Source organism: Hydrogenophaga sp. UC242_50 (genome assembly GCF_042697355.1).
GTDB lineage: Bacteria > Pseudomonadota > Gammaproteobacteria > Burkholderiales > Burkholderiaceae_C > Hydrogenophaga.
This window is the reverse complement of record NZ_CP170553.1, coordinates 3,266,251-3,292,075: the sequence shown is the minus strand read 5'-3', so window position 1 is coordinate 3,292,075 and position 25,825 is coordinate 3,266,251. Positions and strand designations below refer to the sequence as shown.

Below are 25,825 nucleotides of genomic sequence, written 5' to 3'. Positions count from 1 at the left end.
TGTGCGCTGCCGCTCATTTGAGGAAGGGGCCCCATTCGGGTTCGCGGATGTCGCCCTGGGCACCAGCCAGCCGGGTCTTGATGCGACCGTCGACGGTGGTGGTCATGAGCGCTTCCTGGCCCTTGTCGCGGGTGGCGTAGATGATCATGCGGCTGTTGGCCGCGAAGCTCGGGCTTTCGTCGCCGCTGGACTCGCTCAGGGCGGTGACGGTGCCACTGCCCAGGTCCATCACGTGCAGACGGAAGGCGCCGTTGATGCGGGAGATGAAGGCGAGCCAGCGGCCGTCCGGGCTCGGCGCGGGCGAGATGTTGTAGTTGCCGGTGAACGTGAGGCGCTGGGCATTGCCGCCCTGCGCACCCATGCGGTAGACCTGCGGGGAGCCGCCCCGGTCGCTCACGAAATAGATGCTCTTGCCATCCGGACTGAACACGGGCTCGGTGTCGATGCTGGCCGACTGGCTCAGGCGCCGGGGCTCACCGCCGTTGGCGTCCATGGTGTAGATCTGGGCGTTGCCCGAGATCGAGAGCGTTGCGCACCACCGAGCGGCCGTCGGGCGACCAGGACGGCGCGCTGTTGGAGCCCTTGAAGTTGGCCAGCAGGCGGCGCTTGCCGGTGGCGACGTCGTGCGCGTAGATCACCGGCTTGCGGGCCTCGAACGACACATAGGCCAGTTGGCCGCCTCCAGGCGCCCAGCTCGGCGAGATGATGGGCTCGGGGCTGGTGAGCGCGGCGCGCGCGTTCTCGCCGTCGGCATCGGCCACCCAGAGGTTGTAGCGCTGGCCGGCCTTGGTGACGTAGGCGATGCGGGTGGAGAACACGCCCTTGACGCCGGTGATCTTCTCGAACACATGGTCGGCGATGCGGTGGGCTGCCAGGCGCAGGTCGGTGGCGCCCACGGGGTAGCTCAGGCCGCCGAGGTCCTGCCCGCGCACCACGTCCCAAAGGCGGAAGCGCACGTCGAAGCGGCCGTCGGCCAGGCGGGTGACGCTGCCGGTCAACAGCGAATCCGAACCGCGTTCGCGCCAGGGGCCGAGGTCGGGGCGCGAGGTTTCGTCCAGACCACCGGACACCGGATCGACAAAACGGAACTGGCCGCTGCGCTCCAGGTCGGCGCGCACGATGGCGGCGATGTTTTCGCTGGCGACGTCGTTGCCGCGGAATCCGACCACGGAAAACGGGAACTGCGTCAGGCCCACACCCGCCACTTCCACCCGGAACTGGGCGTGAGCGGACGACAGCGGCCAGGTCAGCAGGGGTAAGGAGGAAACGAGCCCGAGAACGGATCGCCTGGGAAGGGGGGCCTGCATGTCGTGTCGAGTCAAATCCAGCATCCTGTGTGTGTCGCCTGTGCCTTGGGTTGCGGCGCTGAGAATGCGTCGCAGCCAACCAACTGATAATAACGGAGGGCACTGGGCCTTCCGTGACAAGATGTGTGCACGCCGCTGCCTGCCCGGCATGCATCCGATGCTTGATTCCCGTGGCGCCACATTGTTCCGCCGATCTGCAAGATTTCCTGAAGCGACCTGCCCTTGACCGATACCGCCCAACCGCAAAAGCCCCTGGACGGCACCCTCACGCAGCGCCTGTTGCGCCTGTGGCCCTACTTCCGCTCGGCCAAGACCGGCATTGTCCTCGCGGCCGTCGCGGCCCTGATCGGGGCGCTGACCGAGCCCCTGATCCCCGCCCTGCTGAAGACCCTGCTGGACCGCGGCTTCGCCCAGGGCAATGTCGAGCTGTGGATGGTGCCGGTGGCGCTGATGGGGCTGTTCGGCATTCGGGGCGTGGCCGGCTTCACCGCCCAGTACGCGCTGTCGTACACGGCCAGCCTGGGCCTGCTGAACCTGCGCCGCGCCATGTTCGTCAAGCTCAACGACGCCCAGATGACCCTGTTTGCACGGCAAAACGCCAGCAAGCTCTCCAACACCCTGGTGTACGAGGTGCAGACCGGCTCGCAGTTGCTGGTGACGGCCTTCCTCACGCTCACCAAGGACAGCCTGGCCGTGGTGGCCCTCATGGGCTACCTGCTCTACCTGAACTGGAAACTCACGCTCATCGTGCTGATGGTCTTTCCAGGTCTGATCCTGATCATGCGGGTGCTCTCGCGCCGCTTCTACAAGCTGACCCGCGACAGCCAGCAGGCCACCGACGAACTGGCGTATGTGGTGGAAGAAAACGTGCTCGCCCACCGCATGGTGCGCCTGCACGGCGCCCAGGCACGGCAGAGCCAGCGGTTCGACCGCCTGAGCATGGCCCTGCGGCGCCTGGCGCTCAAGTCCACCATCTCCTCGGCCGCCATGACCCCCCTGACCCAGCTGCTGGCGTCTGCCGCGCTGTCGGCCGTGATCGCGGTGGCGCTCTGGCAGAGCAGCACCAGCGGCGTGACGGTGGGCAACTTCGTGGCCTTCGTCACCGCGATGCTGATGCTGATCACCCCCATCCGGCACCTCGCCGAGATCGCCGCGCCCATCACGCGCGGGCTGGCCGCGCTCGAACGGGGCCTGGAACTCATCGAGCACACGCCCGAGCAGACCGGTGGCAGGCACGCCGCCGACCGGGTCTCGGGCTCGATTTCGCTGCGCGACGTCTGGGTGCGTTACCCCGCGAAAGACGGCGGCCCCGCCCGTGGGGACGACGACAGCCTGATCGCCCTCAGGGGGGTGTCGCTGGACATCCGGCCCGGCGAGGTGGTGGCCTTCGTGGGCCCCTCGGGTTCGGGCAAGACCACGCTGGTGAACCTGCTGCCGCGCTTCGTCGAAATCGAGCGCGGCGAGGTGCTGCTCGACGGCGTGCCGCTTCCCGAATGGGAGCTGCGCAGCCTGCGCCGCCAGTACGCCATGGTGAGCCAGGACGTGGTGATGCTCAACGACACGCTGGCCGCCAACGTGGCGCTGGGGGCGGCGGACGATCAGATCGATGAAATGCGCGTGCGCGCGGCGCTCGTCTCGGCCAACCTCGGCGAGCTCATCCAGCGCCTGCCCCAGGGCATCCACAGCACCGTGGGCCACAACGCGGCCGAGCTCTCGGGCGGCCAGCGCCAGCGCCTGGCGATCGCCCGCGCGATCTACAAGGACGCGCCCGTGCTGATCCTGGACGAAGCCACCTCGGCACTGGACAACGAGTCGGAACGGCTGGTGCAGGACGCCCTGGCCCGCCTCATGAAGGGCCGCACCACCCTGGTGATCGCGCACCGCCTCTCCACCATCGAGCACGCGGACCGCGTGATCGTGCTGGCCGACGGCCGCATCCGGGAACAGGGCTCGCACCGCGAGCTGCTGCAGGCCGACGGGCTGTACGCGCGCCTGCACGCGCAAAGTTTTCGGCCAGAGGTGTAGGCCGGAGAAAGCCCCCCTTCCAGAAACACCGCGGAACCGGCTTTGCCGGGCCGCAGGTGTTGCCCCCTGGGGGGTGACGCCGAAGGCGGCGCAGGGGGATTCCTATAGCAGCACGATGTCGTACTGCTCCTGCGTCATCGAGCTCTCGCTCTGCAGGGAGATCGGCTTGCCGATGAAGTCCGACAGGCCCGCCAGGTGGGCACGCTCCTCGTCCAGGAACAGCTCGATCACCTTGGGCGATCCCACCACCCGGAATTCGCGCGGGTTGAAGGCACGCGCCTCGCGCAGGATCTCGCGCAGGATGTCGTAGCAGACGCTGCGCGCCGTCTTCACCGCGCCCCGCCCGCTGCAGGCCTCGCAGGACTCGCTCAGCATGTGGGCCAGGGATTCGCGCGTGCGCTTGCGCGTCATCTCCACCAGGCCGAGCTGAGAAAACCCCCCTGTCATGGTCTTCACGCGGTCGCGCGCGAGTTGCTTGCGAAACTCGGTGAGGACCGCCTCGCGGTGGTCGTCGCGCACCATGTCGATGAAATCCACGATCACGATGCCGCCCAGGTTGCGCAGGCGCAGCTGGCGCGCGATGGCCTGGGCCGCTTCCAGGTTGGTGCGGAACACGGTGTCGTCGAAATTGCGCGCGCCCACGAAACCACCGGTGTTCACGTCCACCGTGGTCAGGGCCTCGGTCTGGTCGATCACCAGGTAGCCGCCCGACTTCAGGTCCACCCGGCGGCTGAGCGCGCGGGCGATGTCCTCGTCGATGCTGAACAGGTCGAAGATCGGGCGCTCGCCGCTGTAGTGCTGCAGCTTGCCGACGGTATCGGGCATGAACTCGGCCGCGAAACCCACCAGCAGCCCGTGCTGCTCGCGCGAATCGATGCGAATCGATTGCGTCTCGGCGCCCACCAGGTCGCGCAGCACGCGCTGCATCAGGTTCAGGTCCTCGTGCAGCAAGGTGGCCGGCGGCTGGCGCGTGGCGGCTTCCTTGATGCGCAGCCAGGTCTTGCGCAGGTAGGCGGTGTCGTCCACCAGTTCCTCGTCGGTGGCGTCCTCGGCGTTGGTGCGCAGGATGAAGCCGCCCGCTGGGCTGCCGTCGGCGGTGGCGGTCAACCGCACGAGCCGCTGGCGCAAGGCCTCGCGCTGGGCGGGCGGGATCTTCTGCGACACACCGATGTGGTTGTCCTGCGGCAGGAACACCAGCAGGCGGCCGGCGATGCTGATCTGGGCCGTGAGGCGCGCGCCCTTGGTGCCGATCGGGTCCTTGAGCACCTGCACCATCAGGGCCTGGCCCTCGAAGATCTGGCGCTCGATGGGCAGCACGGGATTGGGCGCGAGCAGCTTGGCGCCGGCATTGACGGGAGGTGCCCCGGCTGCCGCCGGATCCACCTCGCTGGTCGACGGCGTCAGGGGACGTTCGCGCGGCGTGGCGTGTTTGGCCGCGATGTTGGGCATCAGATCGGCCACATGGAGAAAGGCCGCCCGGTCCAGGCCGATGTCGATGAAGGCCGACTGCATGCCGGGCAGCACGCGCGACACCTTGCCCAGGTAGATGTTGCCCACGAGGCCGCGTTCCAGGGTGCGCTCCAGGTGCACCTCCTGCACGGCCCCCTGCTCCACCACGGCCACGCGCGTCTCCTGGGGAGACCAATTGATCAGAATGTCCTGGCTCATGAAGCCCTTCTCCGTGGCGTGTGGTGTCTCAGATCAACCGCACGCCCGCGGCGTGCAGCACCTGCGCTGTCTCGTGCGCAGGCAAGCCCATGATGCCCGAATAACTGCCGCTGATGTGGCTGACCCACAAACCCGCGCGCCCCTGGATGCCGTAGGCGCCGGCCTTGCCCATGGGCTCGCCGGTCGCGACGTAGCGGCGGATCTGCGCGGCGCTCAGCGGTTCGAACGTGACCCGGGACGTGGACAAGGCCGCCCAGGTGCGATCGCCCCGGGCACCCGACTTGCCCACGGCGACCGCCGTCAGCACCCGGTGCTGCTGGCCCGCCAGATCGGCCAGCATGCGGGCGGCCTCGGCTTCATCGGCGGGTTTGCCAAGGATGCGGCGGCCCAGCGCCACGGTGGTGTCCGCGCACAGCACGGGCGCATTCGGCAGGCGGCGGCGCTTCAGACGCGCCAGAGAGGCTTCCAGCTTGAGCGCGGTGACCCGCTGCACATAGGCGGTGGGTGCTTCACCGGGCAGCACGGCTTCCAGCGTCTCCACGTCTTCCTCGGCATCGGGCAACAGCAGCTCGCAGCGCACGCCCCACTGTTCCAGCAGCTGCCGGCGGCGCGGGCTCTGGGACGCCAGGTAGATGAAATCGGTCATTCGCGGTGATAGGGATGGTTGGCGTTGACCGACCAGGCCCGGTACAGCTGCTCGATCAGCAGCACCCGCACCATGGCGTGCGGCAGGGTCAGGTCGGACAGTCGGATGCGCTGGTGGGCCGCGGCGCGGAAAGCCGGCTCCAGGCCGTCGGGCCCACCGATCACCAGGGCAACGTCGTCGCCCTCCAGCTGCCACTGCTGCAGTTGTTGCGCCAGGGCCTTGGTGGTGAGCGTGGTGCCGCGTTCATCGAGCGCGACCACGCGGCTGCCACGGGGAATGGCGGCCTCGATGCGCTCGCGCTCGGCCGCGAGCAGCGTCTCCAGGGTCTTGGAGCCGCGCGGCTCGGTCTTGACGGACTTGAGTTCCACCCGCAGCTCGGGTGGAAAGCGTTTGGCGTAATCGTCGTAGGCGGTCTGGGCCCAGTCAGGCACCCGCTGCCCGACCGCGACGATCAGCAGCCTCATGCCTTCTTCTTGGCGGCCGGTTGGCTGGTTTTCCTGGCCGCGGGTTTGCGCAGCCGACTTGGCGGCGGGTTTCGCGGTCTTCTTGGCCACGGGTTTGCCGACCACCACCTTGGGCAGGGGCGCCTTCTTGGCAGCGGTGGCGCCGCGCTTGGGTGCGGCGGCCTTGCTGGTGCTGGCCGGGCTCTTCTTCGCGGGCGCAGGCGGCGCGGCCTTGGCGGCCGTCTTGCGCACCACCTTCCTGGCCGCAACGGGGGCGGCCTCAGGCGCCTTGGCGGCCTTCTTCTTCGCGGCGGGCTTGGCCGGCGCGGCAGGCTTTTCCGTGCCGTGCTTGAGGCGCACGGGCTTGGCGCCCCAGATCTCTTCCAGGCGGTAGTACTGGCGGATCACGGGCTGCATCACGTGCGCCACGGCGGCGCCGCAGTCCACGATGATCCATTCGCCGTTGTCTTCGCCCTCGATGCGCGGCTTGTCGAAACCCGCTTCACGCACGGCATCGCGCACGCTGGCGGCGAGTGCCTTGGTCTGGCGGTTGGACGTGCCGCTGGCCACGATGACCCGCTCGAACAAGGGGGAGAGGTGCTCGGTGTTGAAAACCACGATGTCCTGACCCTTGACGTCCTCGAGCCCATCGACGATGGCCCTCTGGAGTCGCTGGATGTCTTTCTTGGCTGTGGTTTCGCTGGTCATGTAGGAGGCTGGTAGAGGTGGTGTTGTGAAATATAGCGTGCGACGGGCTCGGGCACCAGAACATCCAGCGCGCCGGTGCTCTGCGCGGGTTGGCCCACGCGGGCGCGCACGGCCGTCGCGCTGATGTTCTTCAGGGGCATGTTGAGCAGCTCGAAGGGAAGATCGACGCTGGAGAGGTCGGTTTCGGTGGCCTGGTCCAGGGGGGCGTCGGCACCGATGTTGGTGGCCCGGTTCGCCACGGCCAGCGTGGCCAGATCGAGCACCTCCTGCCAGCGCACCCAGTTCTTGAACGCCAGCAACTGGTCGGCGCCGAGGATCAGGAACAGCTGGGCCTGCGGGTACTCGCGCTTGAGTTCGCGCAAGGTGTCGGCGGTGTAGCTCGGGCCTTCGCGGTGGATTTCGCGCTGGTCCAGCTGCACGTGCGGCAGATCGCCAAAGGCGAGTTCGCACATCGCCACGCGGTCATCGGCGGGCGACAGCACGCGCGACTTGTGCCAGGCATGGCCCGTGGGCAGGATGTGCAGCGCATCGAGGCCAAGTTGGTTGAGCGCGGTTTCGGCCAGCGCACGGTGCGCCCAATGCGGGGGGTCGAACGCCCCACCGAACATGCCCACGCGCCGGGGTGGCGAGGTAGAAGCCATCAGATCCAGTCCTTGCGCACCAGGAACTCCTTGTACAACCGGTCTTCCGGCGTGCCTTTTTTCGTCTTGCGGTTGTAGGCCCAGCTCACCAGCGGCGGCATGGACAGCAGGATCGATTCGGCCCGTCCGCCGGACTGCAGCCCGAAATGCGTGCCCCGATCCCAGACGAGGTTGAACTCCACGTAGCGGCCGCGCCGGTACAGCTGGAAGCTGCGCTCGCGCTCGCCGTAGGGCGTGTTCTTGCGGCGGTCGACGATGGGCAGATAGGCGTCCAGGAAGGCGTCACCCACCGAACTCATCATGGCGAAGCTGCCATCGAAGCCCAACTCGGAGAAATCGTCGAAGAACACCCCGCCGATGCCGCGCTGCTCATCGCGGTGCTTGAGATAGAAATACTCGTCGCACCAGGTCTTGAAGCGCGGGTACTTGTCCACGCCGAAGGGATCGAGCGCGTTTTTCGCCGAGCGATGGAAATGCACCGCGTCCTCTTCAAAACCGTAGTACGGCGTCAGGTCCATCCCGCCGCCGAACCAGCACACGGGCTCGCCACCCTCGGGCGTGGCAGCGATCATGCGCACGTTCATGTGCACCGTGGGCACATAAGGATTGCGCGGGTGGAACACCAGCGAAACACCCATGGCCTCGAAGGGTGCACCGCTCAGCTCGGGCCGGTGCTGCGTGGCCGAAGGTGGCAGGCGGGGCCCGGTGACATGGGAAAAACCGCAGCCCGCGCGCTCGAAGACGGCACCGTCCTCGAGGATCTGCGTGACCCCACTGCCCTGCAGCGGCTCGCCGGCCGGCTTGGTCCAGCGGTCCACCACGAAACTGCCCCCATCGACCAGCGCCACGGTGGAGACGATGCGGTCCTGCAGGTCGGTGAGGTACTCACGCACAAAGGACGTGGGGGTCTGTTGCATGCTCATGCCGGATCGACGGAAAGGGGCCTGGACAAAGGTTGCACGGGGCTGGCGAGTTCGGGATGCAGGCCGCGCACGCTCTCGTACGACGCGGCCATGCGGGCGTAGTCCGCCGCCTCGTCGCCGCTCAGGCGAATGAAGTCGGTGACGTTCACCTGCTTGCGACTGTAATCGAGCTGGATCAGGGCCACGGGCACGTCCGCCCCCACCGCCACCTGGTAGAAGCCGCTGCGCCATCCTGGCGCGCGCCGGCGCGTGCCTTCGGGCGAGAGCGCCAGCCACAGCAGGCGTCCCTCCTGCCGATGCCGGGTCATCAAGGCGACCATCTCCCCCACCACGCCGCGAGGCGACTGGCGATCGAGCGGGATGCCACCCAGCCACCGCATCCAGGCACCCAGCACGGGCACGCGGAACAGCGTGTCCTTGCCCCAGAAGCGCGCCGGCACGCCAATGGCCCACTTGGCCAGCAGCATCACGACGAAGTCCCAGTTGCTGGTGTGGGGATAGACGATCGCCACGCCCTGCAGGCGCGGAAAACCATCAAAGCGCAGCTGCCAACCCAGACGGGACAGCAGCCAGCGCGACAGCGAAGAACCACGAAACCGGACCGCGTGCGGCCCGGGGTAGTCGGCGGAGGGGTTCAAAGTGCGCGGTACCCGATGTCGCGGCGGCACTGCATGCCGTCGAAGTGGATGGCGTCCACCACCTCGTAGGCGCGTTGCCGGGCATCGGCCACGGAGCCCGCCAGCGCCGTCACGCAGAGCACGCGCCCGCCCGACACCTGCACCGCGCCCGGCGCGCCGCTGGTGCCGGCATGGAAGACCATGCGATCGGCTTCGTCGGCCGGCAGGCCGGTGATGGCATCGCCCTTGCGCGGGCTCAGCGGGTAACCGGCGGCGGCCAGCACCACGCCCAGCGCCACCCGTGGGTCCCAGTCCAGCGCCACATGATCGAGCTCGCCACGGGTGGCGGACAACAGGACCTGGGCCAGGTTGCTGCGCAGCCGCATCATGATGGGCTGCGTCTCCGGGTCGCCCATGCGGCAGTTGAACTCCAGCGTCTTGACCTGCCCGTCGGGCGTGATCATCAGACCCGCGTAGAGGAAACCTGTGTAGGGAATGCCATCGGCCTTCATGCCCCGCAGCGTGGGCAGGATCACCTCGTTCATGGCGCGCTCGTGCACCGCCGGCGTGACCACCGGTGCGGGGGAGTACGCCCCCATGCCACCGGTGTTGGGGCCCTGGTCGGCGTCCATCAGGCGCTTGTGGTCCTGGCTGGTCGCCAGGGCCAAGGCGTGCTCGCCGTCGCACAGCACGATGAAGCTGGCTTCCTCACCCACGAGGAATTCCTCGATCACGACGCGCGCGCCACCCTCGTTGTGGGCCACGCCCAGGGTGTTGTCGACCAGCATGAAGTCGATCGCCTCGTGCGCCTCGGCCGCCGTCATCGCCACCACCACGCCCTTGCCGGCGGCCAGGCCATCGGCCTTGATCACGATGGGCGCGCCCTCGGTGTCCACGTAGGCGTGCGCGGCGGCCGGATCGGTGAAGGTCTGGTACTTCGCCGTGGGAATGCCATGGCGCTGCATGAAGGCCTTGGAGAACGCCTTGGAGCTCTCCAGCTGCGCGGCGGCCTTGGTCGGGCCGAAGATCGGCATGCCATGGGCGCGGAATTCATCCACCACGCCAGCCGCCAGGGGCGCCTCCGGGCCCACCACCGTGAGGGCGACGCCCTGCCCTTGCGCCCAGGCACGCAGCGCCGCCTTGTCGGTGATATCGAGGTTCGTCAGCGCCGGGTCGCGCGCGGTGCCGGCATTGCCGGGCGCCACGAAAACCTGTTGCACACCTTCGGCCTGGGCCAGCTTCCAGGCCAGCGCATGTTCGCGGCCACCGCCGCCAATCACGAGTACTTTCATCCGGGCCGACCTTTATTCGCCGATTTCGGCGTTGTGGAACACGTCCTGCACGTCGTCCAGGTCCTCCAGCACGTCCAGCAGCTTCTGCATGCGCGCGGCGTCGTCGCCCGTCAGCTCGATGGTGTTTTCGGCCCGCATCGTGACCTCCGCCACCTCGGGCTTGAGGCCGGCGGCTTCCAGCGCGTTGCGGACCGCCTCGAACGTCACCGGCGAGGTCAGCACCTCGATGGCGCCGTCGCCGTCGCTGATCACGTCGTCGGCACCCGCCTCCAGCGCGATTTCCATGACCCTGTCCTCGGAGGTGCCGGGCGCGAACACCAGCTGGCCGCAGTGCTTGAACTGGAACGACACCGAGCCATCGGTGCCAAGGTTGCCGCCGTACTTGCTGAAAGCGTGACGCACCTCGGCCACCGTGCGCACGCGGTTGTCGGTCATGGTGTCGACGATCACGGCCGCACCGCCGATGCCGTAGCCTTCGTAGCGGATTTCTTCCAGGGCCTGGCCTTCCAGGTTGCCCGAGGCCTTGTCCACGTTGTACTTGATGCGGTCGGCCGGCATGTTGGCGGCCTTGGCCTTGTCGATGGCCAGCCGCAGGCGCGGGTTCATCGCCGGGTCCCCGCCGCCCTGGCGGGCCGCCACGGTGATCTCGCGGATCACGCGCGTCCAGATCTTTCCGCGCTTTTCATCCTGGCGACCCTTGCGGTGCTGAATATTTGCCCATTTGCTGTGTCCGGCCACGAAATTGTCCTTTTGCCCGTTCTGGCTTTGATCTAATAAGCCTGCGATTTTACGTTTTCACCCGAACCGCCTTCCCTGAGGAACCCTTGCCATGGCCGAACCGATGCTGATCGCCCAGAACGCCACCACCACCTGCCAGCTGTTGCCCGGGCTCGCGAACCGCCATGGCCTGATCACCGGCGCCACCGGCACGGGCAAGACCGTGACTCTGCAGACGCTGGCCGAGCAGTTCTCGAACATCGGCGTGCCGGTGTTCATGGCCGACGTCAAGGGCGACCTCTCCGGCATCAGCCAGCCAGGCAGCTTCGGCGAGAAGATGAGCGCCATCCTGAAAGACCGGGGCATCACGCCACCCGCCTCCCACGCCTGCCCCACCACGCTGTGGGACGTGTTCGGCGAGCTGGGCCACCCGGTGCGCGCCACCATCAGCGACATGGGTCCGCTGCTGCTCGCGCGCATGCTCAACCTCAACGACACCCAGGCCGGCGTGCTCAACCTGGTGTTCAAGATCGCCGACGACAACGGCCTGCTGCTGCTCGACATGAAAGACCTGCGGGCCATGCTGCAGCACATCGGCGACAACGCCAAGCAGTTCACCACCGAATACGGCAACATCAGCGCCGCCAGCATCGGCGCCATCCAGCGCGGGCTGATGCAGGTGGAGCAGCAAGGGGGCGACAAGTTCTTCGGCGAGCCCATGCTCGACATCACCGACTTCATGCAGACGGTGGACGGCAAGGGCGTGATCAACGTGCTGGCGGCCGACAAGCTGATGAACGCGCCGCGCCTGTACGCCACCTTCCTGCTGTGGATGCTGTCCGAGCTGTTCGAGACCCTGCCGGAGATTGGCGACCCGGACAAGCCCAAGCTGGTCTTCTTCTTCGACGAGGCCCACCTGCTGTTCAACGAAGCACCCAAGGTGCTGATCGAGCGCATCGAGCTCGTGGTGCGGCTGGTGCGCTCCAAGGGTGTGGGGGTCTATTTCGTCACACAGAACCCGCTGGACATCCCCGACAGCGTGCTCGGCCAGCTGGGCAACCGCGTGCAGCACGCGCTGCGCGCCTTCACGCCCCGCGACCAGAAGGCCGTGAAATCCACCGCCCAGACGATGCGCCCCAAGGCGGGGCTGGACATCGAAGCCGCGATCACTGAGCTGGCCGTGGGCGAAGCCCTGGTCAGCCTGCTCGACCCCAAGGGCCGCCCGACCGAGACCGAGCGCGTCTTCGTGGTGCCGCCAGGCAGCCAGCTGGGCCCCATCACCGACGCCCAGCGCCAGCAACTGCGCCAGAACTCGCTGGTGGCGGGCGTGTACGAAAAGGTGGTGGACCGCGAAAGCGCCTACGAGATGTTTGCCAACCACGCCGGAAAACGCGGCGCGGAGGAACCCACCGAAGCGTCCTCGGCCGCGAAGACGCCCCGCATTCCGGGCGCGGACAAGCAGCAGGCACCGGCCGAGAGCGGCGGCTTCGGCAACATGGTCAACGAAGCGCTGTTCGGCCGCACCGGCCCCCGTGGCGGGCAATACGACGGCCTGGTGCAGACGATCGCGCAAAACCGCGGCCCGCAGCGCTGCGCCAGTGGCCTGGGCCGCCAGATCGTGCGCGGCATGCTCGGGGGCCTGCTGGGCGGCAGCAAGAAGCGCTGATCCGGCGATCGCCCAAGAAAAAAGGCCCGGTCATACCGGGCCTTTTTCATTCAGACGTCGACGGAACTCAGCCCGCCGTGGCTTCCTCGGGCTTGGCCTTGCCTTCCTTCTTCGACAAAGGCTGGATGTCGAGCATGACTTCCTGCGTTTCCTTGCCCGCTTCGTCCTGCTTGGTCTCGATGTCCACCGTCAGGCGCCCACCTTCGGTGAGGCGACCGAACAGCAGTTCGTCGGCCAGGGCACGGCGGATCGTGTCCTGAATCAGGCGCTGCATCGGACGCGCGCCCATCAGCGGGTCGAAGCCCTTCTTCGCCAGGTGCTTGCGCAGCCCGTCGGTGAACGTGACCTCGACCTTCTTCTCGGCCAGTTGCGTTTCCAGCTGGAGCAGGAACTTGTCGACCACGCGCATGATGATGTTCTCATCCAGCGCCTTGAAGCTGACGGTCGCATCCAGGCGGTTGCGGAACTCGGGCGTGAACAGGCGCTTGATGTCGGCCATCTCGTCACCCGCTTCGCGCGGGTTCGTGAAGCCGATGGTCGCCTTGTTCATGGTCTCGGCACCCGCGTTCGTCGTCATGATGATGATGACGTTGCGGAAGTCGGCCTTGCGCCCGTTGTTGTCGGTCAGGGTGCCGTGGTCCATCACCTGCAGCAACACGTTGAAGATGTCCGGGTGCGCCTTCTCGATCTCGTCGAGCAGCAGCACGCAGTGCGGCTTCTTGGTGATCGCCTCGGTCAGCAGGCCACCCTGGTCGAAGCCCACATAGCCCGGAGGCGCGCCGATCAGGCGGCTCACGGCATGGCGCTCCATGTACTCCGACATGTCGAAGCGGATCAGGTCGATGCCCATGATGTAGGCCAGCTGCTTGGCGGCTTCGGTCTTGCCCACGCCGGTGGGGCCGCTGAACAGGAAGGCACCAATCGGCTTGTCCGCCTTGCCCAGGCCCGAACGCGCCATCTTGACCGACGATGCCAGCACTTCCAGTGCCTTGTCCTGGCCGAACACCACGCTCTTGAGGTCGCGCTCCAGCGTCTGCAGCTTGCTGCGGTCGTCGTTGGACACGTTCGCCGGGGGAATGCGGGCGATCTTGGCCACGATTTCCTCGACCTCGGCCTTGCTGATGGTCTTCTTGCGCTTGGACACCGGCAGGATGCGCTGGGCGGCGCCGGCCTCGTCGATCACGTCGATGGCCTTGTCGGGCAGGTGGCGGTCGTTGATGTACTTCGCGCTGAGCTCGGCGGCGGCCTGCAGGGCGGCCACGGCGTATTTCACGCCATGGTGCTCTTCAAAGCGCGACTTCAGCCCCTTGAGGATGTCCACCGTCTCGGCCACCGTCGGCTCGACCACGTCCACCTTCTGGAAACGGCGCGACAAGGCCGCGTCTTTTTCGAAAATGCCGCGGTACTCGCTGAAGGTGGTGGCGCCGATGCACTTGAGCTGGCCGCTGGAGAGCGCCGGCTTGAGCAGGTTGGACGCGTCCAGCGTGCCACCCGAGGCGGCACCCGCACCGATCAGCGTGTGGATCTCGTCGATGAACAGGATGGCGTTGGGCTTGTCCTTGAGCGACTTGAGCACGCCCTTGAGGCGTTGTTCGAAATCACCGCGGTACTTGGTACCGGCCAGCAAAGCGCCCATGTCGAGCGAGTAGACGGCCGACTCGGCGAGGATCTCGGGCACGTCGCCCTGGGTGATGCGCCAGGCCAGGCCCTCGGCGATGGCGGTCTTGCCCACACCGGCTTCACCCACCAGCAGCGGGTTGTTCTTGCGGCGGCGGCACAGGATCTGGATCACGCGCTCGACCTCGTACTCGCGGCCGATCAGCGGATCGATCTTGCCGTCCTTGGCGATCTGGTTCAGGTTCTGGGTGAACTGCTCCAGGGGCGAGGCTTTCTCATTCCCCTTGGCTTCGCTGGCTTCCTCGTTCTCGGCCGCGCTTTCGCCCGACTTGGTGGGCTCCGGCGGGTCGCTCTTGCGGATGCCGTGGGCGATGAAGTTCACCACATCCAGGCGCGTCACACCCTGCTGGTGCAGGTAGTACACGGCATGCGAGTCCTTCTCGCCAAAGATCGCCACCAGCACGTTGGCGCCGGTGACTTCCTTCTTGCCGTTGCCGGTGGACTGCACGTGCATGATGGCGCGCTGGATGACGCGCTGGAAGCCCAGCGTGGGCTGGGTGTCCACCTCGTCGGTGCCGGCCACCTGCGGGGTGTTGTCCTTGATGAAGTTCGTCAAGGATTTGCGAAGGTCGTCGATGTTGGCCGAGCAGGCGCGCAACACCTCGGCGGCGCTGGGGTTGTCCAGCAGCGCGAGCAACAGGTGCTCCACCGTGATGAATTCGTGCCGCTGCTGCCGGGCCTCGACAAAGGCCATATGCAAGCTGACTTCAAGTTCCTGGGCAATCATTGGGCACGTCCTTTGGGCTGGGTGATCGAAGAGGCAATCGTCTGGTTCAAAAAGGTCAAAAGGGGCTGACTAGGGCTCAGATGGGGTGGATTCGGATTTATTCAACCGGTTCACTCAGACATTGCAATGGATGCCCCGCCGCCCGGGCGGCCTGGAGCACCTGATCCACTTTGGTGCTGGCGACATCGCGCGAATACACGCCGCAGATGCCTTTTCCTTCCAGATGGATCTTGAGCATGATCTGGGTGGCGGTCTCCCGGTCCTTGCTGAAAAACTCCTGGATGACGTGCACCACGAATTCCATTGGCGTGAAATCGTCGTTGAGCAGCACCACCTGGAACATCTGGGGGGGTTGGGTGCGTTGCGCGCGCCGCTCCAGCACCACCGAGTCGTCGCTGCCCGTGCTGGGGGGCGAGACGACAGGGTTGGGCGGTTTCTTGGGGTTCTGGGTGGGCAGTGAAAATGATTCTAGCGGTGCGCATTGCACCGCCGCATCGTGCGGGAATACAACAGCCTTCCAACGGCCCGAAACAGCATTGCCTTCGGGTCGGCGGGGGGTGTGGCAACCTGCATCAGCCATGCCTCATTGTGAAGCGAAAGCTGGCTTGAAAACCACCGAGTTGGGCGGCATTCGTGCGCTTCTTCCCACCGCACGCCCGGGCGAGGGAATGGATTTGGCCGCCCGGGCGCGATTTACATGCTCTCGATCATCACGTCGCCAAAACCGGAGCAGCTGACCTGGGTGGCGCCGGACATCAGCCGGGCGAAGTCGTGGGTGACCTGCTTGCTGCCGATGGCGCTGCGCAGGGCGGAGATGACCACGTCGGCGGCCTCCTTCCAGCCCAGGTGCCGAAGCATCATCTCGGCGGCGAGGATTTCGGCGCATGGGTTGGCGTAGTCCTTGCCTGCGAACCTGGGCACGGGGCCGTGGGTGGGCTCGAAGCACGCCAGGGAATCGGACAGGTTGGCACCCGGCGCGATGCCGATGCCGCCCACCTGCGCCGCCAGCGCGTCGGCGATGTAGTCGCCGTTGAGGTTGAGCGTCGCGCACCACCGAGAAGTCCAGCGGGCGCAGCAGGATCTGCTGAAGGAAGTCGTCGGCGAAACAATCCTTGATGAGGATGTCCCGGCCGGTCTTCGGGTTGCGGAACTGGCACCACGGCCCGCCGTCGAGCAAGGCCGCACCGAATTCCTTCTGGGCCAGCGCGTAGGCCCAGTCGCGGAAGCCGCCTTCCGTGTAGCGCATGATGTTGCCCTTGTGCACGATGGTCACACTGGGCTTGTCGTGGTCGATGGCGTACTGGATCGCCTTGCGCATCAGGCGCTCGGTGCCCTCCTTGGACACCGTCTTGATGCCGATGCCCGACGTGGCCGGGAAACGGATGGTGGTCACGCCCATTTCGACCTGAAGCAGGCGGATCAGGCTTTGCGCCTGGGGAGAGCCCGCCTCGTACTCGATCCCCGCATAGATGTCTTCCGAGTTCTCTCGGAACACCACCATGTTGGTTTTCTCGGGCTCCTTCAGCGGCGACGGAACGCCCTCGAAGTACTGCACAGGACGCAGGCAGACATAGAGGTCGAGCGCCTGGCGCAGCGCCACGTTCAGCGAGCGGAACGGCCCACCGGCAGGCGTGGACAAGGGCCCTTTGATGGACACCACGTGGGCGCGCAAGGCGTCCAGGGTTTCCTCCGGCAGCCAGACGTCCGGCCCGTAGACCTGGGTGGCCTTCTGGCCGACATAGACCTCCATCCAGTGGATTTTCCGGCGGCCACCATAGGCCTTGGCCACGGCGGCGTCCACCACCTTGAGCATCACCGGCGTGATGTCCAGGCCGGTGCCGTCGCCTTCGATGTAAGGCACGATGGGTTCGTCAGGCACCTGGAGCGACATGTCGGCATTGACGGCGATCTTCTGACCTTGGGCGGGCACGCGGATGTGCTGGTACATGTCGATGGGAATCCAGAGGGCTGAGGAAGGGAACAAGAGCGCGAATTCTAGACTCGGAGCTTCAGCCCCCGCCCGGCCGTGCCACGATGGCGGACAATGCGGGCCTGACCCGACTCACCCGCCTCACCGCATGAAACGCCTGCTCACGCCCCTGATCTGCCTGTTCTTCCTGCTGTCGGGGCCAGCCTGGTCCCAGGAAGGTCCTCAGCTTCAGCTGCCGCGCGTCGGCCTGTCGGCCGGCATGCACCTGATCCAGGCCCAGGTGGCCGCCACCCCTCAGGAACGTGCCGTGGGCCTCATGTTCCGCAAGGACATGCCGGTCAACGAGGGCATGCTGTTCGTGTTTGAACAGCCCTCCGGTCAGTGCTTCTGGATGAAGAACACGCTGCTGCCGCTGACCGCCGCCTTCGTGGCCGACGACGGCACCATCGTCAACCTGGCGAACATGCAGCCCCAGAGCCTGGACTCGCACTGCTCGGCCAAGCCGGTGCGCTACGTGCTCGAGATGCACCAGGGCTGGTTCGACAAGCGCGGCATCAAGGCCGGCTCGCGCCTGAGCGGCGCCCCGTTCATCAAGTAACCCCCGAAAAGAAAAAGGCCACCGTTTCCGGTGGCCTTTTTTGCGTCAGGACTTCAGCAAAGCCAGCGCCGCGTTGAACGTCTTGCTGGGGCGCATGATGGCTTCCAGCTTGGCGAAATCGGGCTTGTAGTAGCCGCCGATGTCGACCGGCTTGCCCTGCACGTCGGCCAGTTCCTTGACGATGGTCTTCTCGTTGTCGGCCAGCGCCTTGGCCAGCGGTGCGAACTTCTCCGCCAGCGCCTTGTCCTCGGTCTGCGCAGCCAGCTCCTGCGCCCAGTACAGCGCCAGGTAAAACTGGCTGCCGCGGTTGTCGAGCTGACCGGTCTTGGGCGACGGGTTCTTGTTGTTGTCCAGCAGCTTGCCGGTGGCCGCGTCCAGGGTCTTGGCCAGCAGTTTGGCCTGGGCATTGTTGTTCTTGAGGCCCAGGTCTTCGAAGCTCACGGCCAGGGCCAGGAACTCACCCAGCGAATCCCAGCGCAGGTGGTTCTCTTCCACCAGCTGTTGCACGTGCTTGGGCGCGGAGCCGCCGGCACCGGTCTCGTACATGCCGCCACCGGCCATCAGGGGCACGATGGACAGCATCTTGGCGCTGGTGCCCAGTTCCATGATGGGGAACAGGTCGGTCAGGTAGTCGCGCAGGATGTTGCCGGTGGCGCTGATGGTGTCCTGCCCGCGGATCACGCGCTCCAGCGTGTAGCGCATGGCGCGCACCTGGCTCATGATCTGGATGTCCAGACCTGCCGTGTTGTGCTCGTGCAGGTACATCTTGACCTTGGTGATCAGCTGGGCTTCGTGCGGGCGGTAGGCGTCGAGCCAGAACACCACGGGCATGCCCGAGTTGCGCGCGCGGGTCACGGCCAGCTTGACCCAGTCGCGGATGGCAGCGTCCTTGACCTGGCACATGCGCCAGATGTCGCCCTGCTCCACGTCCTGGCTCATCAGCACCTCGCCGGTGGCCAGGTCGGTGATGTTGGCCACGCCGTCTTCGGGGATCTCGAAGGTCTTGTCGTGCGAACCGTACTCCTCGGCCTGCTGGGCCATCAGGCCCACGTTGGGCACGGTACCCATGGTCTTGGGATCGAACGCGCCGTGCCACTTGCAGAAGTTGATCATCTCCTGGTAGATGCGGGCGAAGGTCGATTCGGGCATCACGGCCTTGACGTCCTTCAGGCGGCCATCAGCGCCCCACATCTTGCCGCTGTTGCGGATCATCGCCGGCATGGAAGCGTCGACGATCACGTCGTTGGGCGAATGGAAGTTGGTGATGCCCTTGGCCGAATCGACCATGGCCAGCTCGGGGCGGCCTTCGTGGCAGGCGTGCAGGTCGCGCTTGATCTCGTCCTGCTTGCTCTGCGGCAGCGTGGCGATCTTGTTGTACAGATCCACCATGCCGTTGTTGACGTTCACGCCCAGTTCATCGAACAGCTTGCCGTGTTTCTCGAAGGCGTCGCGGTAGAAGATGCGCACGCAATGGCCGAACACGATGGGGTGCGACACCTTCATCATGGTGGCCTTGACGTGCAGCGAGAACATCACGCCGGTCTTGCGCGCGTCCTCGATCTCCTTTTCGTAGAAGGCCAGCAGCGCCTTCTTGCTCATGAACATCGAGTCGATCACCTCGCGATCCAGCAGCGAGACCTTGGGCTTGAGCACGATGGTCTTGCCGCTCTTGGTGATCAGCTCCATCTTGACGTCGCGCGCCTTGTCCAGGGTCATGGACTTCTCACCGTGGTAGAAGTCGCCGTGGTGCATGTGCGAGACGTGCGAGCGTGAAGCCTGGCTCCACTCACCCATGCTGTGCGGGTTCTTGCGGGCGTATTCCTTCACCGCGCGGGGGGCGCGCCGGTCCGAGTTGCCTTCGCGCAGCACCGGGTTCACTGCGCTGCCGGTGCACTTGGAGTAGCGCGCGCGGATGTCCTTTTCTTCGTCGGTCTTGGGATTCTCGGGGTAGTCCGGAATCTTGTAGCCCTTGGCCTGCAGCTCCTTGATGCACGACATGAGCTGGGCCACCGACGCGCTGATGTTGGGCAGCTTGATGATGTTGGCCTCGGGCTTGAGCGTGAGCTTGCCCAGCGCGGCGAGGTCGTCGCTGACGCGCTGTTCCTCGGTCAGGCACTCAGGGAAAGCCGCCAGCACGCGCCCCGCCACGGAGATGTCGGCGGTGGTGACGTTGATGCCTGCGGGCGCTGCGAAGGTGCGGATGACAGGGAGAAACGCACTGGTGGCCAGCAAGGGGGCCTCGTCCGTCAGGGTGTAGATGATGGTGGGTTGCTGGCTGCTCATTGCTTATCTCCAGAGGTTGTAGGGTGCGATGCCGATCGGCATCCAGGCCGGTGGCGCGGACACGGTGACCGGTATCCCGTGATTGTGCTTTCAGCGCAAGGGCCAGGCCTTCGTTTTTGGGATCACATTCCCACAATACAAAACACGCGCAAAAAAATTTGCATGCTTTCATGCCGCCAGACAGCAAAAAGGGCCCGAAGGTCACCCTCCGAGCCCTTGATGCTGGCGCATGCGATCAGGCGAAGTTGGCTTCGGCGAACGACCAGTTCACCAGTTTGTCGAGGAAGGTCTCGACGAACTTGGGACGCAGGTTGCGGTAGTCGATGTAGTAGGCGTGTTCCCACACGTCCACGGTCAGCAGGGCCTTGTCGCCCGTGGTCAGCGGGGTGCCGGCGGCGCCCATGTTGACGATGTCGACCGAGCCGTCAGCCTTCTTCACCAGCCAGGTCCAGCCCGAGCCGAAGTTGCCCACGGCGGACTTGACGAAGGCTTCCTTGAAGGCGGCATAGCTGCCCCACTTGGCCGTGATGGCCGCGGCCAGCGCGCCGGAAGGCTCACCGCCACCGTTGGGCTTCATGCAGTTCCAGAAGAAGGTGTGGTTCCAGATCTGGGCCGAGTTGTTGTAGATGCCGCCGCTGGACTTCTTGATGATGGACTCGAGGTCCATGTTCTCGAACTCCGTGCCCTTTTGCAGGTTGTTCAGGTTGACCACATACGCGTTGTGGTGCTTGCCGTGGTGGTACTCGAGCGTCTCGCGGCTGTAGTGCGGGGCCAGGGCGTCCAGGTCGTAAGGCAGTTTGGGCAGGGTGTGTTCCATGGGGTTCCTCTTGCGTTGGTGTTGTGAAATGGCGCGCTTGGCCGCGGGAAGCGGAGCACAAGGCAATCGGGCCTCCGCATTGTAGGCAAGGCCAGTGACGGCAGAGCGATCAGGGTTTCTCGGCCCTCAGGGATTCAGCCTTCCACCCTCACGTCCAGCGAGCCATCGGCCAGCGTCGCGCGCAGCGGCTGCCCGGGCCGGGCCTGAGCGGCGCGCGTGAGCGCAGCACCATGCTCGTCGGTGAGAAAGGCATAGCCCCGCTGCAGCACGAGTTGCGGATCGAGCAGGCCCAGCGCGGTCTGGCCGCGCTGCAACCGCTGCCGCTGCGCTTGCAGCGCGCGCTGCAAGGATGGCGGCAACTGGGTCTGCAAGGTCTGCAGGCGGTTGTGCTGGCGCTGGATCGCCAGCGAACCACTGCGCTGCAAGCCGTGCTCCAGACTGGCCAGGTGCCGCAGGCTGTCGTGGATGCGCCCGGAGGGCCGCCCCAGGCGCTGGGCCAGGCGGTCAAGCCGCTGACCGCGCTGATCGATGTCCGAATAGGCGCCATCGTTCAGGCGCTCCTGCAGGTAGGCCAGTTCGCCTAGGCGCTGCACTTTCGTGGGTGCGCACAGCTCGGCCGCCGCGGTCGGCGTGGGCGCGCGCAGGTCGGCCACGAAATCGGCCAAAGTGAAGTCGGTCTCGTGTCCGACGCCGCACACCACGGGCATCGGGGCCTGCGCGATGGTGCGCACCAGCACCGGGTCGTTGAACGACCACAGGTCTTCCAGCGACCCGCCTCCGCGCACGAGCAGCAGCACCTCGCTCTCGCCGGTGTCCGCATGCCGCTGGTAAGCGGTTTGCAGCGCGGCGCACAGCTCGGCAGGCGCCTGCGCGCCCTGCACGGCCGCCGGGTAGATGACCACCGGAATATGGGGCACCCGCCGCTTCAACGCCGTGACCACATCGCGCAAGGCCGCCGCACCCAGGGACGTGACGATGCCGATGCTGCGCGGCTGCACGGGCAGCGGACGTTTGCGGGCCTCCTCGAACAGGCCCTCGGCCTCCAGCTGGGCCTTGAGCTTGAGGAATTGTTCGAACAGCGCGCCCTGCCCCGCGGGCTGCAGCGACTCGACAATGAGCTGCAGATCGCCGCGCGCACCGTAGACATCGAGCTTGCCACGCGCCTCGACCAGCTGGCCATCGCGCGGGGCAAAACTGAACTGCTCGGCCGAGCGCCTGAACATGGCGCAACGCACCTGGCCGATCTCGTCCTTGAGCGAAAAATAACAATGGCCGCTGGCCGCCCTCGAAAAGCCCGAAAGCTCCCCCCGAACCGCCACCGGATTGAATCGGGCCGAGACGGTGTCGGCCACGGCTCGCATCAGCGGGCCAACTGCCCACACACGCCGCGCGGACGGCTGATCGGCATCGAACAAGGATTCAGCCACGCGCATCTCCGGGGCAAATGTGTCCACAAGCCGCGCCGTTGCTGGCGATGCTGAAACACCCTTCAATGGCGCCGCGCGATGCCGCCAAGAGCCTTGATTCCAAAGACATTTGCAGTGCCTGTTTTGTGATCGACGTGTCGCCGGCCCTTCCAGGCCGGGGTTTCGTGCGCATCGCGGGTGAGTTTTTCACAAAGTTATCCACAGAATTTGTGCATCAGGGAGAGGAATCGGGCCCGACTGGCTGGACGGCATGGGCAGGGGCCGAATGGTCGGTCCCTTCAGAGGGCCGCACATGGGCCTGAGACATAATCGTTCGCACCCTCAAGGCCACCCGCGTCCGGTGGCACTAGCCTGGAGTTCTGATTTGTTTTCCATCATACAAGCCGCTGGCTGGCCCATCTGGCCCCTGATCGCCTGTTCCGTGCTCGGCATGGCCCTGGTCATCGAACGCTTCGTCAGCCTCAAAACGCGCAAGATCTTCCCGCCCAAGCTGCTCGACGAAGCCATCATGGTCTCGCGCAACGGCATCCCGGGCCCGGACGTGGTCAAGCAGCTTGAACAGAACTCCGTGCTGGGCACGGTGCTCGCCACCGGTTTCCGCACCTACAACGTCAACCCGCGCGCCACCGAAGACGACCTGCGCGCCAGCCTGGAAGGCGCGGGCCGCGAGGCCGCCGCCAAGCTGCAGCGCTACCTGGGCGCGCTGGCCACGATCGCGTCGGCCGCGCCCCTGCTGGGCCTGCTTGGCACCGTCATCGGCATGATCGAGATCTTCGGCTCGCAGGCGGTGGACACCGTTGGCGCCGTGCCCGGCATGGGCAACCCCGGCCAGCTCGCGCACGGCATCTCGATCGCCCTCTACAACACCGCGTTCGGCCTGATCATCGCCATCCCCGCGCTGATCTTCTGGCGCTACTTCCGCGCCCGGGTGGACAGCTACCTGCTGTCCATGGAACTCGCGGCGGAGCGCTTCGCCCGGCACCTGCTGAGCCTGCGGAAGCCCACGCTATGAACTTCCGCACCGGTGAGCACGATGAGCCCGAGATCAACCTGATCCCGTTCATCGACATCCTGCTGGTGGTGCTGATCTTCCTGATGCTCACCACCACCTACAGCAAGTTCACCGAACTGAAGGTGAACCTTCCCGTGGCCGACGCGCAGGCGCCCAAGCAGAACCCGCGCGAGATCGTGGTGGCGGTGGGCAGCGACGGCCGCTACTCCATCAACCGGCAGGTGCTCGAGGGCGCGGGCGTCGAGGTCCTCACGCGCGTGCTCTCGGAAGCCTCGCAGGACAACCGCGACACAGTCATCGTCATCAGCGCGGACGCCGCCGCCACCCACCAGTCGGTCATCAATGTGATGGACGCCGCCCGCCGGGCCGGCCTGGTGCAGATCACGTTCGCCACCCAGCAGACGGGTGCCCCCGCCCGCGGCAAACCCTGACGCGCCACGGGTGCCCGCCATGAGCCAGGCCCAGGGGCAGACGCGGGAAGCCGCCTGGCTGCGGCGCGCCCAGCAACGCGGCCCGCTGTCCTGCCTGCTCTGGCCCGTCTCCCTGCTGTACCGCTCGCTCATGGCCCTGCGCCGCTGGCTGTATGCCCGTGGGCTGCTGAAGGTTCACCAGATGGATGTGCCGGTCGTCGTGGTCGGCAACGTGGTGGTCGGCGGTGCGGGCAAGACACCCTGCACCATCGCGCTGGTCAAGCACCTTCAGGCGCAGGGCTGGCATCCCGGTGTGGTCTCGCGGGGTCATGGCCGGCACGCCATCGGCGTGACCCATGTGCACGCCGACACGCCAGCCAGCGAAGCCGGGGACGAGCCCCTCTTGATCCACCAGCGCACCGGCGTCCCCGTCTGCGTGGCGGCTCGCCGGGTCGATGCCGCGCGCGCGCTGCGCGCCACCCACCCCGACGTGGATGTGCTGGTGTGCGACGACGGGCTGCAGCACCTCGCGTTGGCGAGGCAACTGGCCATCGCGGTGTTTGACGATCGCGGCGTGGGCAACGGTTGGCTGCTGCCCGCCGGCCTGCTGCGCGAACCCTGGCCGCCCGCGCGCCACGCGCCGTTCAGGCCCGACCTTCTCCTGCGGCAAGGCCGCGCGGGTGCACCGGCCGCCACGGGTGTGGCGGCGCCGGACATGCCCGCGTTCGGGGCGGTGCGCCAACTGGCCTCCCATGCCACCGGCCCCCGGGGCCAGCGCATCGAACTGTCGCAATTGAAGGGCGCGCCGCTGACTGCGGTGGCCGGCATCGCCCGGCCCGAGGTGTTCTTTGACATGCTGCGGGAGGCCGGCGTCGTCCCCACGCAGCAGGTGGCCCTGCCGGATCACGCCGACCCGGCGGCCTACGCCGAGCTGGTGCACGGCGCGCGGCACCCTTTGGTCTGCACCGAGAAGGACGCGACCAAACTCTTTGCCCTTTTGCCGGCAAACGGCTCCGTGCAAGCCTGGGCCGTCCCGCTCGAACTCACGCCCGACCCGGCATTTTTCGAGGCGGTCGACGCCCATCTGGCCGCCTGGCGCCCAGAGCCTTGAAACCCGGATCCAGCCGGCGCGACTATCATTCCGCCATGGACACCAAACTGCTCGAACTGCTGGTCTGCCCGGTCACCAAGGGCCCTCTGATCTTCGACCGCGACAAGCAGGAACTGCTCTCGCGCAGCGCGCGCCTGGCCTACCCGGTGCGCGACGGCATTCCCATCCTGCTCGAACACGAGGCCCGCACGATCAGCGAAGAGGAAGCGGCGCGCCCATCGGCCCCCGCCCCGCTCGCATGAGCCTGCCCACCGCGGCGGCCGACTTCACCGTCCTCATTCCCGCCCGACTGGCCTCCACCCGCCTGCCCGACAAACCCCTGGCCGACATCGTCGGCGTGCCCATGGTGGTGCGCGTGGCGCAGCGCGCCATGCAGAGCGGCGCCTCGCGCTGCGTGGTGGCGGCCGACGATCCGCGCATCGTCGACGCCTGCGCCGCCCACGGCGTGCAAGCCCTGCTCACGCGAACCGACCACCGCTCCGGCAGCGACCGCCTGGCCGAAGCCTGCGCCCTGCTCGGCCTGGCGGATGAGGCATTGGTGGTCAATGTGCAAGGCGACGAACCTCTGATCGAGCCGACGCTGATCGACGCCGTGGCGGCCGAACTGCGGCGCCGCGACGATTGCGTGATGAGCACCGCCGCCCACGCCCTCGACAGCACGAGCGACTTCCTCAATCCCAACGTGGTGAAGGTGGTGCTCGACCGCATGGGCACCGCGCTGTACTTCAGCCGCGCACCCATCGCCTGGTGGCGCGATGGCATGGCACCCGGCCAGCCCATGAGCGCGCTGCCGACCCCTGCGCCACTGCGCCACGTCGGCATCTACGCCTATCGCGCCGGCTTCCTGCGGCAGTTTCCCCAGCTGGAGCCTTCGTCGCTGGAAGCAATCGAGTCGCTGGAGCAATTGCGCGTGCTCTGGCACGGCCACCGCATCGCGGTGCACGTGACGGCCCATGCACCGGGCCCCGGCGTGGACACGCCGCAAGATCTTCAACGGGTGCGCGAGCTGCTCGCCAAGGCCTGAATTACGGGCCTTGCGGTGGGCGTCGGAGCCCTTTTCCTGTCAGCCAGAGCGAAGGGTGCCCGTGCTATCCTCGACCGGTCGCCCCGGCTCCCACGCCCTGGGGCCGCCGCTCGAGACAAGCGGCCACGCCATTGAAACTCTGAAAAAAGGAAAGCG

The 25,825-nt window shown here is 66.7% G+C and carries 22 protein-coding genes and 3 pseudogenes; 9 read left to right on the top strand and 16 right to left on the bottom strand.

All coding sequences use genetic code 11. The features are described from left to right. Window positions 1-13: 13 nt before the first annotated feature. Window positions 14-1,307: pseudogene (gene tolB / locus ACFJGX_RS16945) on the bottom strand (Tol-Pal system beta propeller repeat protein TolB). A 216-nt stretch (window positions 1,308-1,523) separates the two neighbouring features. Between tolB and msbA the strand changes: the two are divergent. Next, window positions 1,524-3,332, top strand: a complete 1,809-nt coding sequence (msbA, locus tag ACFJGX_RS16940) for a lipid A export permease/ATP-binding protein MsbA (protein ID WP_382328730.1) — start codon at window positions 1,524-1,526, stop codon at window positions 3,330-3,332. Window positions 3,333-3,434: 102 nt separating this feature from the next. Here the strand turns inward: msbA and ACFJGX_RS16935 are convergent, their stop codons facing one another. From ACFJGX_RS16935 to ACFJGX_RS16895, 9 genes and pseudogenes are all read right to left on the bottom strand, one after another. Next, complete coding sequence (locus tag ACFJGX_RS16935) at window positions 3,435-5,000, bottom strand: ribonuclease E/G (RefSeq protein ID WP_382324987.1); 1,566 nt, start codon at window positions 4,998-5,000, stop codon at window positions 3,435-3,437. Between the two features lie 28 nt (window positions 5,001-5,028). After that, window positions 5,029-5,646, bottom strand: coding sequence for a Maf family protein (locus tag ACFJGX_RS16930; protein ID WP_382157712.1), 618 nt, complete (start codon window positions 5,644-5,646; stop codon window positions 5,029-5,031). Then, the gene (gene rlmH, locus ACFJGX_RS16925; RefSeq protein WP_291117046.1) at window positions 5,643-6,110 is read right to left on the bottom strand and encodes a 23S rRNA (pseudouridine(1915)-N(3))-methyltransferase RlmH; all 468 of its coding nucleotides are present in this window, start codon (window positions 6,108-6,110) and stop codon (window positions 5,643-5,645) included. Before rlmH ends, ACFJGX_RS16930 begins: the two co-directional genes overlap by 4 nt. A 411-nt stretch (window positions 6,111-6,521) precedes the next feature. Further along, window positions 6,522-6,797: pseudogene (rsfS, locus tag ACFJGX_RS16920) on the bottom strand (ribosome silencing factor); the annotation flags it as partial. Then, window positions 6,794-7,438, bottom strand: coding sequence for a nicotinate (nicotinamide) nucleotide adenylyltransferase (nadD, locus tag ACFJGX_RS16915; RefSeq protein WP_382157706.1), 645 nt, complete (start codon window positions 7,436-7,438; stop codon window positions 6,794-6,796). The pseudogene rsfS and the gene nadD, both read right to left, overlap by 4 nt. Next, a complete protein-coding gene (gene hemF, locus ACFJGX_RS16910) occupies window positions 7,438-8,355 on the bottom strand; it encodes an oxygen-dependent coproporphyrinogen oxidase (protein WP_382325624.1) in 918 nt (305 codons plus the stop codon). Before hemF ends, nadD begins: the two co-directional genes overlap by 1 nt. Window positions 8,356-8,357: 2 nt before the next feature. After that, a complete protein-coding gene (locus ACFJGX_RS16905; RefSeq protein ID WP_382326610.1) occupies window positions 8,358-8,999 on the bottom strand; it encodes a 1-acyl-sn-glycerol-3-phosphate acyltransferase in 642 nt (213 codons plus the stop codon). Further along, on the bottom strand, window positions 8,996-10,270 hold the full coding sequence (gene purD, locus ACFJGX_RS16900; RefSeq protein ID WP_382324993.1) for a phosphoribosylamine--glycine ligase: 1,275 nt from the start codon (window positions 10,268-10,270) through the stop codon (window positions 8,996-8,998). The genes ACFJGX_RS16905 and purD overlap by 4 nt, the downstream gene beginning before the upstream one ends. Window positions 10,271-10,282: 12 nt before the next feature. Further along, entirely contained in the window at window positions 10,283-11,008 is a 726-nt protein-coding gene (locus ACFJGX_RS16895) for a YebC/PmpR family DNA-binding transcriptional regulator (RefSeq protein WP_382324995.1), read from the bottom strand. A 91-nt stretch (window positions 11,009-11,099) separates the two neighbouring features. On the opposite strand from ACFJGX_RS16895, the gene ACFJGX_RS16890 reads away from it, so the two are divergent. Then, the gene (locus ACFJGX_RS16890; RefSeq protein ID WP_382326608.1) at window positions 11,100-12,653 is read left to right on the top strand and encodes a helicase HerA-like domain-containing protein; all 1,554 of its coding nucleotides are present in this window, start codon (window positions 11,100-11,102) and stop codon (window positions 12,651-12,653) included. 67 nt (window positions 12,654-12,720) lie between these two features. Here ACFJGX_RS16890 and clpA read toward each other — a convergent pair whose 3' ends face one another. From clpA to icd, 3 genes and pseudogenes are all read right to left on the bottom strand, one after another. Continuing rightward, the gene (gene clpA, locus ACFJGX_RS16885) at window positions 12,721-15,057 is read right to left on the bottom strand and encodes an ATP-dependent Clp protease ATP-binding subunit ClpA (protein ID WP_382326606.1); all 2,337 of its coding nucleotides are present in this window, start codon (window positions 15,055-15,057) and stop codon (window positions 12,721-12,723) included. Between the two features lie 97 nt (window positions 15,058-15,154). Then, on the bottom strand, window positions 15,155-15,514 hold the full coding sequence (gene clpS / locus ACFJGX_RS16880; RefSeq protein ID WP_382328728.1) for an ATP-dependent Clp protease adapter ClpS: 360 nt from the start codon (window positions 15,512-15,514) through the stop codon (window positions 15,155-15,157). A gap of 236 nt (window positions 15,515-15,750) precedes the next feature. Continuing rightward, window positions 15,751-17,005, bottom strand: a pseudogene (icd, locus tag ACFJGX_RS16875) (NADP-dependent isocitrate dehydrogenase). A gap of 130 nt (window positions 17,006-17,135) precedes the next feature. Here icd and ACFJGX_RS16870 point away from each other — a divergent pair. Beyond that, window positions 17,136-17,585 carry a DUF192 domain-containing protein gene (locus ACFJGX_RS16870; RefSeq protein WP_382325001.1) on the top strand — a complete coding sequence of 150 codons (450 nt, stop codon included), beginning with the start codon at window positions 17,136-17,138 and terminating at the stop codon, window positions 17,583-17,585. 45 nt (window positions 17,586-17,630) lie between these two features. Here ACFJGX_RS16870 and ACFJGX_RS16865 read toward each other — a convergent pair whose 3' ends face one another. The 3 genes from ACFJGX_RS16865 to xseA form a co-directional block, all read right to left on the bottom strand. Continuing rightward, window positions 17,631-19,868 carry an NADP-dependent isocitrate dehydrogenase gene (locus ACFJGX_RS16865; protein ID WP_382326604.1) on the bottom strand — a complete coding sequence of 746 codons (2,238 nt, stop codon included), beginning with the start codon at window positions 19,866-19,868 and terminating at the stop codon, window positions 17,631-17,633. A gap of 235 nt (window positions 19,869-20,103) precedes the next feature. Then, complete coding sequence (locus tag ACFJGX_RS16860; protein WP_291117076.1) at window positions 20,104-20,685, bottom strand: superoxide dismutase; 582 nt, start codon at window positions 20,683-20,685, stop codon at window positions 20,104-20,106. A gap of 134 nt (window positions 20,686-20,819) precedes the next feature. Next, window positions 20,820-22,118 (bottom strand): exodeoxyribonuclease VII large subunit, encoded by a 1,299-nt coding sequence (gene xseA / locus ACFJGX_RS16855; protein WP_382325005.1) that lies wholly within the window; start codon window positions 22,116-22,118, stop codon window positions 20,820-20,822. A gap of 32 nt (window positions 22,119-22,150) precedes the next feature. Between xseA and ACFJGX_RS16850 the strand changes: the two genes are divergently transcribed. The 6 genes from ACFJGX_RS16850 (at window position 22,151) to kdsB (ending at window position 25,669) form a co-directional block, all read left to right on the top strand. Beyond that, complete coding sequence (locus ACFJGX_RS16850) at window positions 22,151-22,414, top strand: hypothetical protein (protein ID WP_382325007.1); 264 nt, start codon at window positions 22,151-22,153, stop codon at window positions 22,412-22,414. Window positions 22,415-22,476: 62 nt separating this feature from the next. Beyond that, window positions 22,477-23,124, top strand: coding sequence for a MotA/TolQ/ExbB proton channel family protein (locus ACFJGX_RS16845; RefSeq protein WP_382157694.1), 648 nt, complete (start codon window positions 22,477-22,479; stop codon window positions 23,122-23,124). Then, the gene (locus ACFJGX_RS16840; RefSeq protein ID WP_291117082.1) at window positions 23,121-23,555 is read left to right on the top strand and encodes a biopolymer transporter ExbD; all 435 of its coding nucleotides are present in this window, start codon (window positions 23,121-23,123) and stop codon (window positions 23,553-23,555) included. The genes ACFJGX_RS16845 and ACFJGX_RS16840 overlap by 4 nt, the downstream gene beginning before the upstream one ends. Before the next feature lie 19 nt (window positions 23,556-23,574). Then, complete coding sequence (lpxK, locus tag ACFJGX_RS16835; RefSeq protein ID WP_382325009.1) at window positions 23,575-24,645, top strand: tetraacyldisaccharide 4'-kinase; 1,071 nt, start codon at window positions 23,575-23,577, stop codon at window positions 24,643-24,645. A gap of 35 nt (window positions 24,646-24,680) precedes the next feature. Further along, window positions 24,681-24,887: a Trm112 family protein gene (locus ACFJGX_RS16830; protein WP_291117088.1), complete on the top strand. Its 207-nt coding sequence runs from the start codon at window positions 24,681-24,683 to the stop codon at window positions 24,885-24,887. After that, on the top strand, window positions 24,884-25,669 hold the full coding sequence (gene kdsB, locus ACFJGX_RS16825) for a 3-deoxy-manno-octulosonate cytidylyltransferase (protein WP_382325011.1): 786 nt from the start codon (window positions 24,884-24,886) through the stop codon (window positions 25,667-25,669). Before ACFJGX_RS16830 ends, kdsB begins: the two co-directional genes overlap by 4 nt. The last annotated feature ends 156 nt before the right edge of the window (window positions 25,670-25,825 follow it).

Coding starts and splice junctions, on each gene's coding strand:
- kdsB (WP_382325011.1), top strand. CDS start 24,884: ATGAGCCTGCCCACCGCGGCGGCCGACTTCACCGTCCTCATTCCCGCC.
- xseA (WP_382325005.1), bottom strand. CDS start 22,118: ATGCGCGTGGCTGAATCCTTGTTCGATGCCGATCAGCCGTCCGCGCGG.
- purD (WP_382324993.1), bottom strand. CDS start 10,270: ATGAAAGTACTCGTGATTGGCGGCGGTGGCCGCGAACATGCGCTGGCC.
- rlmH (WP_291117046.1), bottom strand. CDS start 6,110: ATGAGGCTGCTGATCGTCGCGGTCGGGCAGCGGGTGCCTGACTGGGCC.
- ACFJGX_RS16840 (WP_291117082.1), top strand. CDS start 23,121: ATGAACTTCCGCACCGGTGAGCACGATGAGCCCGAGATCAACCTGATC.
- clpA (WP_382326606.1), bottom strand. CDS start 15,057: ATGATTGCCCAGGAACTTGAAGTCAGCTTGCATATGGCCTTTGTCGAG.
- ACFJGX_RS16860 (WP_291117076.1), bottom strand. CDS start 20,685: ATGGAACACACCCTGCCCAAACTGCCTTACGACCTGGACGCCCTGGCC.
- ACFJGX_RS16865 (WP_382326604.1), bottom strand. CDS start 19,868: ATGAGCAGCCAGCAACCCACCATCATCTACACCCTGACGGACGAGGCC.
- ACFJGX_RS16830 (WP_291117088.1), top strand. CDS start 24,681: ATGGACACCAAACTGCTCGAACTGCTGGTCTGCCCGGTCACCAAGGGC.
- ACFJGX_RS16930 (WP_382157712.1), bottom strand. CDS start 5,646: ATGACCGATTTCATCTACCTGGCGTCCCAGAGCCCGCGCCGCCGGCAG.
- ACFJGX_RS16870 (WP_382325001.1), top strand. CDS start 17,136: ATGAAACGCCTGCTCACGCCCCTGATCTGCCTGTTCTTCCTGCTGTCG.
- hemF (WP_382325624.1), bottom strand. CDS start 8,355: ATGCAACAGACCCCCACGTCCTTTGTGCGTGAGTACCTCACCGACCTG.
- ACFJGX_RS16935 (WP_382324987.1), bottom strand. CDS start 5,000: ATGAGCCAGGACATTCTGATCAATTGGTCTCCCCAGGAGACGCGCGTG.
- lpxK (WP_382325009.1), top strand. CDS start 23,575: ATGAGCCAGGCCCAGGGGCAGACGCGGGAAGCCGCCTGGCTGCGGCGC.
- nadD (WP_382157706.1), bottom strand. CDS start 7,438: ATGGCTTCTACCTCGCCACCCCGGCGCGTGGGCATGTTCGGTGGGGCG.
- ACFJGX_RS16890 (WP_382326608.1), top strand. CDS start 11,100: ATGGCCGAACCGATGCTGATCGCCCAGAACGCCACCACCACCTGCCAG.